At 65.1% G+C, this 14,032-nt stretch carries 12 protein-coding genes and 1 tRNA gene; 2 read left to right on the top strand and 11 right to left on the bottom strand.

Annotated features, from left to right (window positions below; translation table 11 throughout):
* Positions 1–21: 21 nt before the first annotated feature.
* Complete coding sequence (gene katG, locus BM171_RS07695) at positions 22–2,307, bottom strand: catalase/peroxidase HPI (RefSeq protein ID WP_093010279.1); 2,286 nt, start codon at positions 2,305–2,307, stop codon at positions 22–24.
* Positions 2,308–2,485: 178 nt separating this feature from the next.
* On the opposite strand from katG, the gene BM171_RS07690 reads away from it, so the two are divergent.
* Both BM171_RS07690 and BM171_RS19330 read left to right on the top strand, forming a co-directional pair.
* Positions 2,486–2,562 (top strand) — tRNA-Arg (locus BM171_RS07690).
* Between the two features lie 77 nt (positions 2,563–2,639).
* The gene (locus BM171_RS19330) at positions 2,640–4,079 is read left to right on the top strand and encodes a calcium-binding protein (RefSeq protein WP_093010277.1); all 1,440 of its coding nucleotides are present in this window, start codon (positions 2,640–2,642) and stop codon (positions 4,077–4,079) included.
* On the opposite strand, the gene BM171_RS07680 is transcribed toward BM171_RS19330, so the two are convergent.
* From BM171_RS07680 to BM171_RS07635, 10 genes are all read right to left on the bottom strand, one after another.
* On the bottom strand, positions 4,076–5,230 hold the full coding sequence (locus BM171_RS07680; protein ID WP_093010275.1) for a WD40/YVTN/BNR-like repeat-containing protein: 1,155 nt from the start codon (positions 5,228–5,230) through the stop codon (positions 4,076–4,078). The two genes, BM171_RS19330 and BM171_RS07680, sit on opposite strands and share 4 nt — an antisense overlap.
* 87 nt (positions 5,231–5,317) lie before the next feature.
* Positions 5,318–5,497, bottom strand: coding sequence for a hypothetical protein (locus tag BM171_RS07675; protein WP_093010273.1), 180 nt, complete (start codon positions 5,495–5,497; stop codon positions 5,318–5,320).
* Positions 5,494–6,789 (bottom strand): c-type cytochrome, encoded by a 1,296-nt coding sequence (locus BM171_RS07670; protein WP_093010271.1) that lies wholly within the window; start codon positions 6,787–6,789, stop codon positions 5,494–5,496. The genes BM171_RS07675 and BM171_RS07670 overlap by 4 nt, the downstream gene beginning before the upstream one ends.
* 4 nt (positions 6,790–6,793) lie before the next feature.
* Positions 6,794–8,017 (bottom strand): formate dehydrogenase subunit gamma, encoded by a 1,224-nt coding sequence (locus BM171_RS07665; RefSeq protein WP_093010544.1) that lies wholly within the window; start codon positions 8,015–8,017, stop codon positions 6,794–6,796.
* Positions 8,018–8,167: 150 nt separating this feature from the next.
* Complete coding sequence (fdh3B, locus tag BM171_RS07660) at positions 8,168–8,761, bottom strand: formate dehydrogenase FDH3 subunit beta (RefSeq protein ID WP_093010269.1); 594 nt, start codon at positions 8,759–8,761, stop codon at positions 8,168–8,170.
* A 15-nt stretch (positions 8,762–8,776) separates the two neighbouring features.
* Positions 8,777–11,773, bottom strand: a complete 2,997-nt coding sequence (locus tag BM171_RS07655) for a formate dehydrogenase subunit alpha (RefSeq protein WP_093010267.1) — start codon at positions 11,771–11,773, stop codon at positions 8,777–8,779.
* Between the two features lie 105 nt (positions 11,774–11,878).
* Positions 11,879–12,073 carry a twin-arginine translocation signal domain-containing protein gene (locus tag BM171_RS07650; protein ID WP_093010265.1) on the bottom strand — a complete coding sequence of 65 codons (195 nt, stop codon included), beginning with the start codon at positions 12,071–12,073 and terminating at the stop codon, positions 11,879–11,881.
* 92 nt (positions 12,074–12,165) lie between these two features.
* Entirely contained in the window at positions 12,166–12,777 is a 612-nt protein-coding gene (locus BM171_RS07645; RefSeq protein WP_093010263.1) for a TorD/DmsD family molecular chaperone, read from the bottom strand.
* Positions 12,774–13,457, bottom strand: coding sequence for a DUF3306 domain-containing protein (locus tag BM171_RS07640; RefSeq protein WP_093010262.1), 684 nt, complete (start codon positions 13,455–13,457; stop codon positions 12,774–12,776). The genes BM171_RS07645 and BM171_RS07640 overlap by 4 nt, the downstream gene beginning before the upstream one ends.
* Positions 13,454–14,032: a DUF3305 domain-containing protein gene (locus tag BM171_RS07635; protein WP_245760205.1), complete on the bottom strand. Its 579-nt coding sequence runs from the start codon at positions 14,030–14,032 to the stop codon at positions 13,454–13,456. Before BM171_RS07635 ends, BM171_RS07640 begins: the two co-directional genes overlap by 4 nt.

Below are 14,032 nucleotides of genomic sequence, written 5' to 3'. Positions count from 1 at the left end.
TTTCTTCGTTTCAGGAATGGCTCACGCCGCCACGTCGTAACGGTCGAGCATCATCACCTTGGACCAGGCCTCGACGAAGTCCTTCACGAGCCGCGCTTCGCCGTCGCTCGCACCATAGACCTCAGCGATCTGACGCAGCTGGCTGTTCGACCCGAAGATCAGATCGCAACGCGTCGCGGTGAACGCGGTTTCGCCACCCTCGCGGGTCTTGATGTCGAACAGCATCTCGCTCTCGTCCTGCGGCACCCATTCGTAGTCCATGCTGGTCAGAACGTCGAAGAAGTCATTCGACAGAACGCCCGGCCGATCAGTGAAAAGCCCATGCTTGGAGCCGTCCCAGTTCTGGTCGAGCACCTTGAGTCCGCCCGCAAGCGCCGTCCATTCAGGCGCGGTCAGCGTAAGGAGCGCCGCGCGGTCGAGAAAGATCTGCTCGGGCGAGACATTGTAGCCGATATCCGTGCGGTGGAAGTTGCGGAACCCGTCCGAGACCGGCTGAAGCCATTGGAACGTCTCGTCGGTCCATTCCTGGCTCGCATCCATGCGGCCGGGCGTGAAGGGCACCTCGACATCGTGGCCGGCGTCCTTCGCGGCCTTCTCGACCGCTGCCGCGCCGCCAAGGACGATGAGATCGGCCATCGAGACGCACTTGCCGCCGCTTTGGGCCGCGTTGAACTCGGTCTGGATCTTTTCCAGCGCCGCGATCACCTCGGCAAGCTCAGCCGGACGGTTCACTTCCCAATCCTTCTGCGGCCAGAGCATCACCCGCGCGCCGTTCGCACCGCCGCGCTTGTCGCTGTCGCGGTAGTTCGACGCCGAGGCCCAGGCCGCCGAGACGAGTGCGGGCACGCCAAGTCCGGTCCCGAGAATCTTCGCCTTCAGATCCGCGATGTCCGAGGAATCCACGACCTCGTGATCGAGCGCCGGGATCGGATCCTGCCAGGGCAGGTCCTCTTCGGCGACCTCGGGGCCGAGATACCGGACCTTCGGGCCCATGTCGCGATGCGTGAGCTTGTACCAGGCGCGGGCGAAGGCGTCCGAGAAGTAGTCGAAATCTTCCAGGAACTTCTCGCAGATCTTGCGGTATTCTGGATCTTCCTTGAGCGCGATGTCCGAAGTCATCATCATGAGCGGGTGCTCGACGCCGTCAAGATGCGCGTCCGGGGTCTTGGGCGCATCGGGATCTTTCGGCTTCCACTGGATCGCGCCTGCGGGTGAGGAGGTCTGCTCCCACTCATAGGCGAAAAGGTTGGTCAGGTAGTCGTTGTCCCATTCCGTCGGATTGGGGGTCCACGACCCTTCGATCCCGTTGGTCATCGTGTACTCGGCAAAGCCGGTGCCTTCGGGATTCATCCAGCCCATGCCCATCGCCTGAATCGGTGCGCCCTCGGGGGCAGGACCGATCTTGTCGGCACTGACCGCGCCATGCGACTTGCCGAACGCGTGGCCGCCCGCGATGAGCGCGACCGTCTCCTCGTCGTTCATCGCCATCCGGGCGAAGCTTTCGCGAATATCGCGCGCGCTCTCGAGCGGGTTGCCGTTGCCGCGCGGACCTTCCGGGTCGACATAGATCAGAGCCTGGTGCGTTGCACCGAGCGGATTTTCGAGCTCGTAATAATCCTCGTCCGGCTCGCCGTTCCAGCGCATGGTTCGGGTGACCATCTGGTTCGGATGCCCTTCGAGCGGCCCCGGCGCGGTCTCGGACGGCTTCTTGCCGTTCCAGCCTTCAGGCCCCCAATAGGTCGCACGGTCCGGCTCCCAGGCATCGATGCGCCCGCCGCCGAAACCGAAGGTCTTGAACCCCATGATCTCCAGCGCGCAATTGCCGGCCAGCACGATCAGGTCGGCCCAGCTCAGCGCCGCACCGTATTTTTTCTTGATGGGCCAGAGCAGGCGGCGCGACTTGTCGATATTGCCGTTGTCCCACCACGAGTTGATCGGCGCGAAGCGCTGCATCGCCTCGCCAGCGCCGCCGCGCCCGTCTGCGATCCGGTATGTGCCTGCGGAATGCCAGGCCATGCGGATCATCTGCGGGCCGTAATTTCCATAATCCGACGGCCACCAGGAGACCGAAGAGGTCAGCAGCCCCTTGATCTCGCGCTTGAGTTCGACGAGGTCGATCTTCGAGAACGCCTCGGCGTAATCGAAGGATGTCCCGAGGGGATCCGCCTCGGTGGGGTTCTGGTGCAGTAGTTCGACCTTCAGCCGGTTCGGCCACCAATGGTCGAGCTGCGGCTCGGAGCCGATCGCTCCGCCGACCCGGTCGCCGCGAAACGGGCAGCGCCCTTCGGTCTGTGCGTTATCTTTCATGAGGCTGGTCCTTCTGAGCATTCCTTGAGCCGCAATGGCGTCGCATCCGGTGATCCTCGCGCACGGCTCTTGAGGGCAACACATGAGGCCCGCATTCGGTTCGTCCAGCCTCGGAAACGTGAGGAGGCCCGCACGCTCTTGCCTCGCGCCGCCTTTCGCGGCATCACCAAGGCCGTGCGGTCCCTTAGCTCAACTGGATAGAGCAGCTGACTTCTAATCAGCAGGTTTGGGGTTCGAGTCCTCAAGGGATCGCCAGAACAGCCTTTCCCGAGCTGAACCCTTGACCGCTTGCGCGGCCTGCGTCCTACTTTGCATAAGCGAAGGAGAGGCGCATGGCGATACCGATCCAACCACCGGGACCGACCGAGGTCGACGCGATCCGCGCCGCGGCGTTTCTGACACGCATCGTGAACGGAGAGAGCGAGGTCGCGGCCGAGTTCGCGGACCCTTCCGTGGAACACGGATATGGCGACGATTACGCCAGCTTCATCGCGGCGACGACAGCAGGTGCCCCGGGCGGCGCATGGCACGTTCTGGGGGCGGAGGATTTTCCGCCGGGCAGCTTCGGCGCGGACGTGCGCTACACCGAGGGCGGGCTCTATATCGGCGGGCCGCGCAACGGGGCCGAGGCCTTGGCGGTGCAGGCAGAGATCGGCGGCGAGACCGTGCTGATCCTGACCTTCCGAGGCTCGGACGGTGTGGACGCGCTGCTTGGCCAGACCTTCACCGCCCAAGGCGCTGCGGCGTATTACGACGACCTTTCTCCGTTCATCGAGGCGGCGGCACTTTATGCGGGCGATCCCGCGAACGGGATCGATGCGGTGATCGTGGCAGGGCACAGCCTCGGCGCGACGATGGCCGACATTTTCACGCTGACCGACGCGGAACTTTTCGCCGGGTTGCCTCTGACCGTTGTATCGATCGCCTCAGCAGGCGTGCCGCCAAGTCTCTTCCCGGATGCAAGCGGTCCTTTGACCCCGCCCGAGGCGGTCACGCATCTCGGCATCGCCCATGCCGGCGATCCGATCCGCTTTCCCGAGGCCGAGCCGCTTGTGCTTAACCAGGTTCTGGTCGACAACCTGCATTTCGCGCCCGACATCGTGATCGAATTGCCGAGCGTCGACACCGATGTCCGCGGCGATCCGCCCTTCGGGGCGGAGCACAGCTCTGTTCTTTACTGGGAAAATCTCGCCGCGCTCACCGATGATCCGCTCTTCGAGTTCTACGAGGATCAGACGCTGATCCTCGGCGCGTCGGACTACGGAACCGTGCCAGACTATACCGGCACGGGCACATTGCCTTCGGGCGAGGTCATCGGTGCGGAGGGCTTTTCCGTGGACGATGACGCGCCGGGGCTCCTCGGAACGGAAGGCGATGATTTCATCCTCGGGCTCGACGGCAACGACCGGCTGATCGGGCGTGCCGGCGATGATCTTCTGTCCGGTGGAGAGGGCGCGGATACGCTCATCGGCGGGGCGGGCGATGATGTCCTTCTCTTGCGTACGGGCGATGCCGCATCTGGCGGCAGCGGCGCGGATCGGTTCATCGCCGATGCCGGAGCGGACAGCGCGCTGATCCTCGGTTTCGATCCGGGCGCTGACGTGATCGACCTTGCGCTGACCGGCGCGGAGGAGGCAGACCTTGTGATCCGATCCGGCGCATTCGTGGCGCATGTCGATTACGGATCCGGCGCGCTCACGCTCTTCGGCGCCGGCACGAGCCTTGTCTCGCCCGAGGATTTCGTTTTCGCCGAGCCCGAGCTTCTGGTCTAGGCGGCGGGCAGGTCCACCGCCTCGACCGACAGAATTGTAGGCAGATGACGCGCGATCTCGGACCAGCTCTCGCCCGCGTTGTGGCTGGCGAAAAGAGACCCTGTATTGGTGCCGAAATAGATACCGAGGCTATCCTTGCCGCCCGTGGACATCGCCTGCCGCAGAACCGTGAAATAACAGTTCTTCTCAGGCAGTCCGGCCTGGTGCTTCGTCCAGGAGGCGCCTCCATCCCGGGTGCGCCACACCGCCGCCGAGGCGTCCGGCGGATAGCGCCCGGCCATGTCGCCATTGAGCGGGATTACCCAGGCCGTGTCGGCGTCGTCCGGATGCGAAGCGATGGGAAAGCCGAAGGTCGAGGGCAGGCCCTGACCCACATTCTCCCACGAGCGGCCGCCATCGGCCGACCGATAAGTGCCGTGGTGGTTTTGCTGCCAGATCACGTCGCCCGCGGCAGAGGCCGCGCGCACCATGTTGTGCACGCAAAAACCGATGTCCTCGGGGGTGCCGGCGGCAGGGTGGGCGGAGACCTCTGAGGGTGTATTCGCACGCCGGACCCGCCGTTCCCAGCTGTCGCCACCATCCTCGGAGGCGAAAACGCCTGCCGCGGAGATTCCGACCCAGAGCTTCGCGGCATCGCGCGGATCGGTCAGGATCGTGTGCAGCGTCAGACCCGCCGCGCCGGGGGTCCAGTCGGCTGCGGTGGGATGGTCGGTCAGCGCATCGAGCGCGTGCCACGTCTCTCCGCCATCGGTGCTCTTGAGAAGCGTTGCGGGCTTGGCCCCGGCATAAAGCGCATCGCCCGACAGGTGCAGCGACCAGATCGCATGGAGACTGTCCGCGAAGGGCGCATCGCGCACGGGCTCGAGCCCGAACATCTCGCGTGCGCTTTCGTCGGCTTCGAGCCAGCTGTCTATCTCACCGGTGGATAGCTTGGCGAGCCGCCAGTTTTGTCCCCCATCGCTCGAGCGGAAGACGCCCGCGCCAAGAAAGTCGTTGCCCCCACCGGCCCAGATCGTGCCGGTCTCAGGGCAGCCGGCCATGTGGTTAATCGGCCAGCCTTCGCAATGCGGGCCGGAGATTTGCCAGTCCGTGCCCGTGTCTTGGGTCAGAACGAATGCGCCTTTGGTGGTGCCGACAAGAAGATGGGTCATGCTGCGGCCTCTTGTGCAGGAACACCCCAGCATATCACGACGGGCGCGCGCACAGGCATGAGAAATCGGGCCGGAACCCTGCCGGGGTCACTCCGTCGCTTCGGTTTCCGTCGGCGATCCGCTATTGCGCGGCCCGGCGTCGCCCAGGCGCACGGCGGAGTTGCTCGCCGTCCGGTCGGCGGCCGAGAAACCGTAGGTGTTCAGCCCGAACCAGGCTCCGACAGACACGACGGCGATAGCGACAAAACCCAGGATCATGGCTTTCATTCTTGGTCCTCCTTGGGGGCGGTCTCCTGGCGCAGATAGGCGATCAAATCCGCCCGATCCTCTGCGCCCGTGATCCGCTGCATGGGCATTTTCGTGCCCGGAATATAATGGTCCGGGCCGATATCGAAGAGGGCATCGACGGTCTCTTCCGTCCAAACGAGGTCGGAGACTTCGAGCGCGTCGGAATAGGTGTAATCGTCGACGGTGCCCGCCCGGCGCCCGAAGAGATCATGCAAGGACGGGCCCGCGCGGCGCGCCGAGCCGGGGGTGAGGGTGTGGCAGATCGAGCATTTGCGTTTGAACTGTCGCTCGCCGTTCGGCATCTCGTCGGGATCGCTGAGGAAGGCGGCATCCTCTGTCTGCATCTGCTCTTGGTCGGAGAGGGTCGCAACCGGCCAGGCATGGACCGCAGTATCGAGCCCGGCGGCATAAAGCATCTCGCTCGATGGCGCGAAAGCCAATGCCCAGATCGGCCCGCGTGTGGCTGCGCGGAAGTCCCGCTCGATGCTCCAATCCTCGGTTGCGACCACCGAGATGAAGCCCTCGCCGTCGCCAATGGCCAGCCGTGCGCCGTCCTGCGAGCGCGCCAGCGCCAGGATCGGTCGACGGTCAAGGGTGAGATCGGCAAGCGATCTGCCCGTCCCCAGCTCGATCACCCGCGTGACGCCATCGACCGCGCCATAGGCGAGCCAACCTGCGCCTTCATCGAGGATGAGCTCGTTGAGGCCGAAGCCGTGTTCGACGACGCGTGTTTGCTCTGTCCCGGTGTCGACAGCCCAAGTGCGGATCGTGCCGTCGGCGGAAGCCGAGTAGAGAAGGGCGCCGCCATCGGCGAAAGCCACGTCGTTGACGGGCCCGTCATGGCCCAGAAGAAAGCGCGGCGCGCCGCCGCCCCTGGGCCAGAGACCGACCGACCCGTCCCAGCTCGCCGAGGCGATGAATTCCTCCGAGGAGGCGAGGGCCATGACCTTGCCCTGATGTCCTTCGAGCCGCTCGGAGCCGCCCGAGACGAGATCCCAGCGAATGAGGTCGAAATCGTCCGCGCCCGAGACAAGCGCGCTGTCGGAAAGGAAGTGCACGGTATTCACGGCGGCCTCGTGACCGTCTTGCCAAGCGGGCTCCGCATCGCTCCAGAGCCCGACCGCGTTGTCGAAGCTTGCCGTCGCAACCTTCCCGGAAGAGCCAACGGCAATATCCATCACGGGACCGCCATGACCCTCAAGGCGGTGATACTCCTCGGCTGCGACGGGCAGGGCGCAACCGAGGCTCAGGGCGAAAAGAACGCCGCGCATGGGTTCATTCCGCCGGGGCGGTGCTGCCTTCGGGCTGTTTCACCTCACCTTTTGCGAGCTTCTTCTCGGCCCAGATGGAGTGGTGCTCCCGCGCCCATTGCTCTTCGACCTGGCCGGAGCCCATCGCGTCGAACGCGCCCTCCATGCCGATCGAGCCGATGTAGATATGCGCGAGGATCACAGCCATCATCACGAAGGCGACGATGGCGTGCCAGAGCTGCGCGAACTGCATTTCTTCCTGCGGTTCTAGATCGGTCGGGAACGCCTCCATCCCGAAGAGCGACGGCACGCCCCAGGAGTTGAGGTGTTCGAAGGTCGGCTCGAAAAGCGTGATCTGGAACGGGAAGAGGAGCGCGAGCCCCGAGGCCGACACCGACGCGCCGAAAAGCACCACGACCCAGAAGATCATCTTCTGGCCCGCATTGAACTTCTTCGCGGGCGGATGACCCTTGATGAGCAGGCCGCCACCCTTCGCGATCCACTTGATATCGGTCTTGTCGGGTATGTTGTGCGCGACCCACATCACGAAGACCATCACGAGACCCAGCATGAACGCCCACGCGACGTTGTTATGCAGCCATTTCGAAGCAATCGCGATGTCCGAGAAAAGGTTCAGCCCGAGGATCGGGATCAGGAACTCGCGTCCCATCAGCGTTATGAGCCCCGTAATCCCGAGTATGATGAACGACCCCGCGATCAGCCAGTGTCCGAAGCGTTCGATCCCGGTGAAGCGTTCGATCCGGCGGCCGGTTTTCTGCCCATCGATTTCGATGCGGCCTTTGACGAAATAGAACAGAGCCAGCAGGGCCAGCGTGCCCAGAAGAAGGTACCCGCCCCAATGCAGGACCGGCCCTTCGCGCAGCTCGAGCCACCATTGCCCGCCATCCTGCATGATGACGTTGGAGGCCGGACCCCGCGCTTGCGTCGTGATCTCGCGCTCGTCGAAGCGGAAGGCGCGCCAAAGATCCGCGTCGGAGGATCCGCCGAGCGTGCCGAGCGGGCCATCCGCGCCCGCCGAGGGATCGGCCTCCTCGCCCACGAGCGTGCGCCGTGCCGGAGTGTCGCTCGAAGAGAGGCCCTCCTGCCGCCGAAGGATGTCCTCGAGCGTGGTGGTCGCCTGATCCGGCGTGGCCTGTTGCACCTCGGGGTCGACCGCCTGTGCGGAGACGCTTCCGGGAAGCGCGAGTGCAATCGTCAGACTGAACAGAAGCGATTTCAGGAAGGGCATCATAGGTATCCTCTGGATTCATCGCCGTGACTGGGATGGGTCGGAACGGCCTTGCCTGAGGCCGCTCGGAGTCATCCGCCGAAAGCTGTATCCGCCTGACAAATCGGGGCCGGCCTTGCGACCGGCCCCCGTGACTGCGTGCCGAAGGAACTACTGGCCCTTCTGGTCGTAGGCCGTTCCCCAGCCCCATGCGCCGGAGCCGAAGCCGCGGGCGACGACGCGTTCGCGGTAGATGTCGGAGACGACATCGCCGTCACCGGCCAGAAGCGCCTTTGTGGAGCACATCTCGGCGCAGATCGGCAGCTTGCCCTCCGCGATGCGGTTGCGGCCATATTTCTGGAACTCCGCCTGCGACATGTCCTCTTCGGGACCGCCGGCGCAGAAGGTGCACTTGTCCATCTTGCCGCGGCTGCCGAAATTGCCCGCTTGCGGGTATTGCGGCGCGCCGAAGGGGCAGGCGTAGAAGCAGTAACCGCAGCCGATGCAGAGGTCCTTGGAGTGCAGGACGACGCCATCGGCGGTCTGGTAGAAGCAATCCACCGGGCAGACCGCCATGCAGGGTGCGTCAGAGCAATGCATGCAGGCGACCGAGATCGAGCGCTCGCCCGGCTGGCCGTCCTGGATCGTCACAACGCGGCGGCGGTTGATGCCCCAGGGGACCTCGTGCTCGTTTTTACAAGCCGTTACGCAGGCGTTGCATTCGATGCAGCGTTCGGCGTCACAGAGAAATTTTGCGCGTGCCATTTTTCTTGATCCTCCTTACGCGGCCTCGATGCGGCAAAGCGTGGCTTTGGTTTCCTGCATCTGCGTGACCGAGTCGTAGCCGTAGGTTTGTGCGGTGTTTGTGGATTCGCCGAGCACGTAGGGATCGGCACCCTCCGGATAGTAGGAGCGGCGATCCTCGCCCTGCCAGAAGCCGCCGAAGTGGAACGGCATGAAGGCGACGCCCGGCGCGACACGTTCGGTGACCATGGCCATCACGCGGATCTTGCCGCCGTTCGGGCCGTAGACCCAGACCTGGTTGCCGTCGCGCACGCCGAGATCGTTGGCGTCACGCGGGTTCACCTCGATGAACATGTCCTGCTGCAATTCCGCGAGCCAGGGGTTGGAGCGCGTCTCGTCTCCGCCGCCCTCGTATTCGACCAGACGGCCGGAAGTGAGGGTGATCGGGAAGTCCTGCGAGTAATCGTCCTTCTGGATCGACGAATAGAGCGTCGGAACGCGCCAGAACTTCTTGTCCTCGTAGGTCGGGTAGTCGGCCACGAGGTCGTAACGCGGCGTGTAGAGCGGCTCGCGATGGACCGGGACCGGATCGGGGAAGGTCCAGACCACGGCGCGGGCCTTGGCGTTGCCGTAGGGCGCGCAGCCATGGGCGATCGCGACGCGCTGGATGCCGCCCGACAGGTCGGTCTTCCAGTTCACTCCGCCGAGCGCGGTGTTGTAATCGCTCTCGATCGGACCGGTCTGTGACTGCTCGCCGACATCCTGCTGACCGTTGCCCTGCGTGGTCGGGCGCTCGCCCTCCCAGCCGGCGACGCGCTCGATCGCGGTGCGCTCCTCGTCCGTCAGGTCGCCGTCCCAACCGAGATCGACGAGCATCTGGTAGGTGAACTCCGGGTAGCCGTCCTGGATCTCGGAGCCGACCGGGTAGACGCCTTCCGCAAGAAGGTTGTCGCCGTCCCGCTCCACGCCGAAGCGGGCGCGGAAGCCCATGCCGCCATCGGCGACAGGCTTGGAGATGTCGTAGAGGTTCGGCGAGCCCGGGTGGTTCATCTCGGCCGTGCCCCAGCTCGGCCAGGGCAGACCGTAATAGTCGCCGTCAGCCGGACCGCCGAGCGCTTTCAGCGTCGTGCGGTCGAAGGTGTGCTGGTTCTGCATGTGGGTGCGCATCCGCTCCGGCGACTGGCCGGTATAGCCGATGGTCCACATGCCCCGATTGAACTCGCGTGTCAGGTCTTCGATCAGCGGCTCGTCGCCATTGACCTCGATATTGCGGAAGAGCCGGTCCGAGAAACCGAACTTGTCCGCGAACATCTTCATGATGACGTGGTCGGCCTTCGACTCGAAGATCGGATCCACCACCTTCTCGCGCCATTGCAGCGAACGGTTCGACGCGGTGACCGAGCCGTAGGTCTCGAACTGGGTTGCCGCGGGCAGCAGGTACACGCCGTCGGTGCGGTCCTGCATGATCGCGGTCACGGTCGGGTAGGGGTCGATCACGACGAGAAGGTCGAGCTTCTCCATCGCGGTCTTCATCTCCGGCAGACGCGTCTGCGAGTTCGGCGCGTGACCCCAGAGAACCATGGCACGGGTGTTGTCGGGCTGGTCGATATTCTCGGCATCCTCGAGGACACCGTCGATCCAGCGCGACACCGGGATACCGGTCTCGTTGATCATCATCCGGTCGGCCCCGTCGGCGCCGGCGCCTTCCATCACGGCGAAGCGGCCGCGGAGCCAGTCGAGATCCTCGTCCCAGACGCGCGCCCAGTGGCCCCAGGCACCATCCGTCAGGCCGTAATAGCCAGGCAGCGTGTCGGCGAGAACGCCGAGGTCGGTCGCGCCCTGCACGTTGTCATGGCCGCGGAAGATGTTGGTGCCGCCGCCGGCCGCGCCCATGTTGCCAAGCGCAAGCTGCAGGATGCAGTAGGCGCGGGTGTTGTTGTTGCCGTTGGTGTGCTGGGTGCCGCCCATGCACCAGATCACGGTGCCGGGACGGTTGTTGGCCAATGTCCGCGCGACGCGCTCGAGCTGCGAGCCCGGCGTGCCGGTGATGCGCTCGACCTCTTCGGGATCGTACTTGGCGACTTCGTCGCGGATCTGGTCCATGCCCCAGACACGGGTGCGGATGAATTCCTCATCCTCCCAACCGTTCTCGAAGATGTGCCACAGGATGCCCCAGACGAGCGCGACGTCCGTGCCCGGACGGAAACGGACATACTCGTCCGCATGCGCCGCGGTGCGCGTGAAGCGCGGGTCGCACACGATCATCGGCGCGTTGTTCTGCTCTTTCGCCTTGAGAAGGTGCAGGAGCGAGACCGGATGCGCCTCGGCGGGGTTGCCGCCGATCACGAAGATCGCGCGGGAATTGTGGATGTCGTTGTAGGAGTTGGTCATGGCGCCGTAGCCCCATGTGTTCGCAACGCCCGCAACCGTGGTCGAGTGGCAGATCCGCGCCTGGTGGTCGATGTTGTTCGTGCCCCAGTAGGCCGCGAACTTGCGCAGAAGGTAGGCCTGCTCGTTGTTGTGCTTGGCCGAGCCCAGCCAGTAGACTGAATCCGGACCGCTCTCGTCACGGATCGACATCATCTGGTCGCCGATCTCGTTGATCGCCTCTTCCCAGGAGATGCGCGTCCACTCGCCGTCGACCTTCTTCATCGGGTACTTGAGGCGGCGCTCGCCGTGGGTGTGTTCACGCACCGACGCGCCCTTGGCGCAATGCGCGCCGAGGTTGAACGGGCTGTCCCAGCCGGGCTCCTGACCCGTCCAGACGCCGTCGCGGACCTCTGCGATCACGGTGCAGCCGACCGAGCAGTGGGTGCAGACGGATTTCACGGTCTTGACCGCGTCGTCGACCGCTTCCTGCGCCGAGGCGCGGGTGACCGAGCCGGCGGTCGCGCTGATCGCGGCAAGGCCACCGATGGCGAGGCCCGATCCGCGCAGGAAGGCGCGGCGGTCGACGGACTTCCCGGCAACCTCGGACAGAAGCCCCGTTCGGGCGGCGCGTCGCGCAACTCCGCTTGTCTTTTTCTTGAGCATGGTTCCCTCCGTTATCGTCACCCACGGGCGCTTGTGCGTCTCGGGGCTGATGCCGGCAGGCGGGGACGTGACGCCCGATGTGCCGGCAGATTCTGTGCGCGCGCCTTAGAAGCGGGCGCTGTCGAAATAGGCGCGGGTATGTGCGGTATCACGCAGGCCGGAGCCCTGCTGGCCGTCATCGACCGCCGCTTCGGCCTCGGTGCCCGAGGTCGCGACGACGGCAAGCGCGGCCGGGGCCGCGGTGCCGGCGAGTTTGAGGAAGCCGCGGCGGCTCTTGTCCGCTTTCTGGTCTTTGGACATATCGTCTCTCCCTTCCTTGGCGGACGCGGGCCGATCTCTTCGGGCTCGTCCTTGGGTGTCTAGCGGCCCGGCTGAGGCCGCTTCGTGCCGGATCACTCCGACGTCAATCTGAAACCTTCGCGCTCGATCTCGACGAAGGCGCGGCCGACCGAGCCCACCGCGGCGTAGAGCATCGCGGATTTGGCGGTCTCGAGATCGGCAAAGAAATGGCCCGCCCAGGGCGCGATATGACGGTTGAAGAACGTCCTCTGATCCTCGAGCGGCGCAGGCTCTCCGAAGCGGCCGACGATCAGCGCGCCCATCACTTCCATCAGCGAGGCGATGTTGTCCTCGGGCTCGAATACGTTGGGCGAACGGCTGAGGCCCCGCGCGCGCAGATCCTGTCGCAGCGTGGCGAGCGGCTTCTCGTTCAGGAACCCGGTGAGGTAATAGCTCGCATAGGGCAGAAGCTCGCCGCGGCCGAGACCGATGAAGAGCTTGTTGAACTCACGTTCCACGTCCTTGGGCGAGGAGGTCTTGGCGCAGTCGGCAAGCCGCACGATGGCCTGACCGAGATCGCTCTTGTCTCCAGACAAGCCGCCGACCTGCGCGAGGAGCAATCCATCCGGCGGCCCTGCAAGAAGCAGGCCGAGGAAATTGTAGAGATCGGCGCGGAGCCGGTCTTCCTCGGTCACCTCTTGGTTCGCCGTTCGAGCGATGCTCATTCTCCCCCCTCAAATCTGAAGCGCATGCGGCGGGGTCGCCGCTCTGCGTGCTCCTCCGTATGCCAAGGTGTTCCGACTTCCGACACCCCCTCCACTACGACCTTGGTCGTATATTCAGGGTTCGACTCAGATGCGCGCTGCATATTGTTGTCTGACGCTGCATAATTTCCCGAAGCCTCTTCGGTGGCTTCGGATGCAGGTGCAGAAAATGCCGTCTCCTGAGGCGTTTCGGGCTCGGAGTTGACCCTGTCCGGGGTGGTCGCGTTCGCCTTCTCCTCGGCCTCGCGCGCCAGCGCTTCGACATGGGCGCGCATCCCCTGGCCGAGTTGGTAGGCGGTTTTCACGCCGGGGCTGTCGGTCGCTGCCGCGGTGAAGTCCCCGTCGTAATCGTTGAGACCATCGACGCAGGCGAGAACCGGGTTCGAGCGCCACAGCTTCCGCATCGCGCGGCGGCGAAGCCGCTCTGGAATTTCGCGGCGCATGAAGCCCGCGATCCCGTCGCCGGGCATCAGGTCGTCCGGGTCGGGCAGGCCGAACTGTTCGAGGATGTCCGCGTCGCTCTTCTCTTCGAGGGATCGCGCCTCGGCATCGAGCGCCGCCTCTTCCGACCGACGGACCTCTTCGACTTCTTCAGCCGCGACGCGCGCCTTGCGGCGCGACCAGAAATCACCGCCCCTCATCGCGTGCCCCGTTGGCGCCGCTCGGTCGGCGCGCGATAGATGTCGCTCGGCTTCGAGATCCGCGGATCGCCGAGGCGCGCCTCGCCCTCTTCCATGGGCCGCCGCTTGCGCTTGACGAATTTCTCTTCGCGGTAATGCGTCTCGATCCAGCGGCCCGCCCAGCCGATGAGCCCATCGGGCAGCGCGACCTTCTCGACCAGCTCATCGCCGGATTGCTCGAAAAGGGCCGCTTCGTGCGGGGAAAGCGTGACGAGATGGACGTACCAAGGGAAGCCCTCGCGCGCCGAGGGGCGCAGGATGACGTATGCCGCGGGCACCGGCTCGGACAGCGCGACGCGATACGCCTCTGCCTCGCCTCGATACAGCGTCAGGGGGACGGTTGCCGCGAGATATTCCACGCGATCACCGTCACGGCGCAATTCGCGCCAATCGGCGTTCCTGGGTGCGTCGACGAGAAGCGCGCGGGGCTGCCAGACTTCGCGCTGCCAGCGCGTCACGCCCGGTCTGCGCTCCACGATCACGCCGACAGTCAGGCTGACCGACTTGCGGCCTGCCATGTCATTGTCTTCGGACAA

The organism is Roseivivax halotolerans, from assembly GCF_900115815.1.
Taxonomy (GTDB): Bacteria; Pseudomonadota; Alphaproteobacteria; order Rhodobacterales; family Rhodobacteraceae; genus Roseivivax; species Roseivivax halotolerans.
Note: the sequence above shows the minus strand (reverse complement) of the source record. Positions and strands in the feature narration are given on the sequence as shown.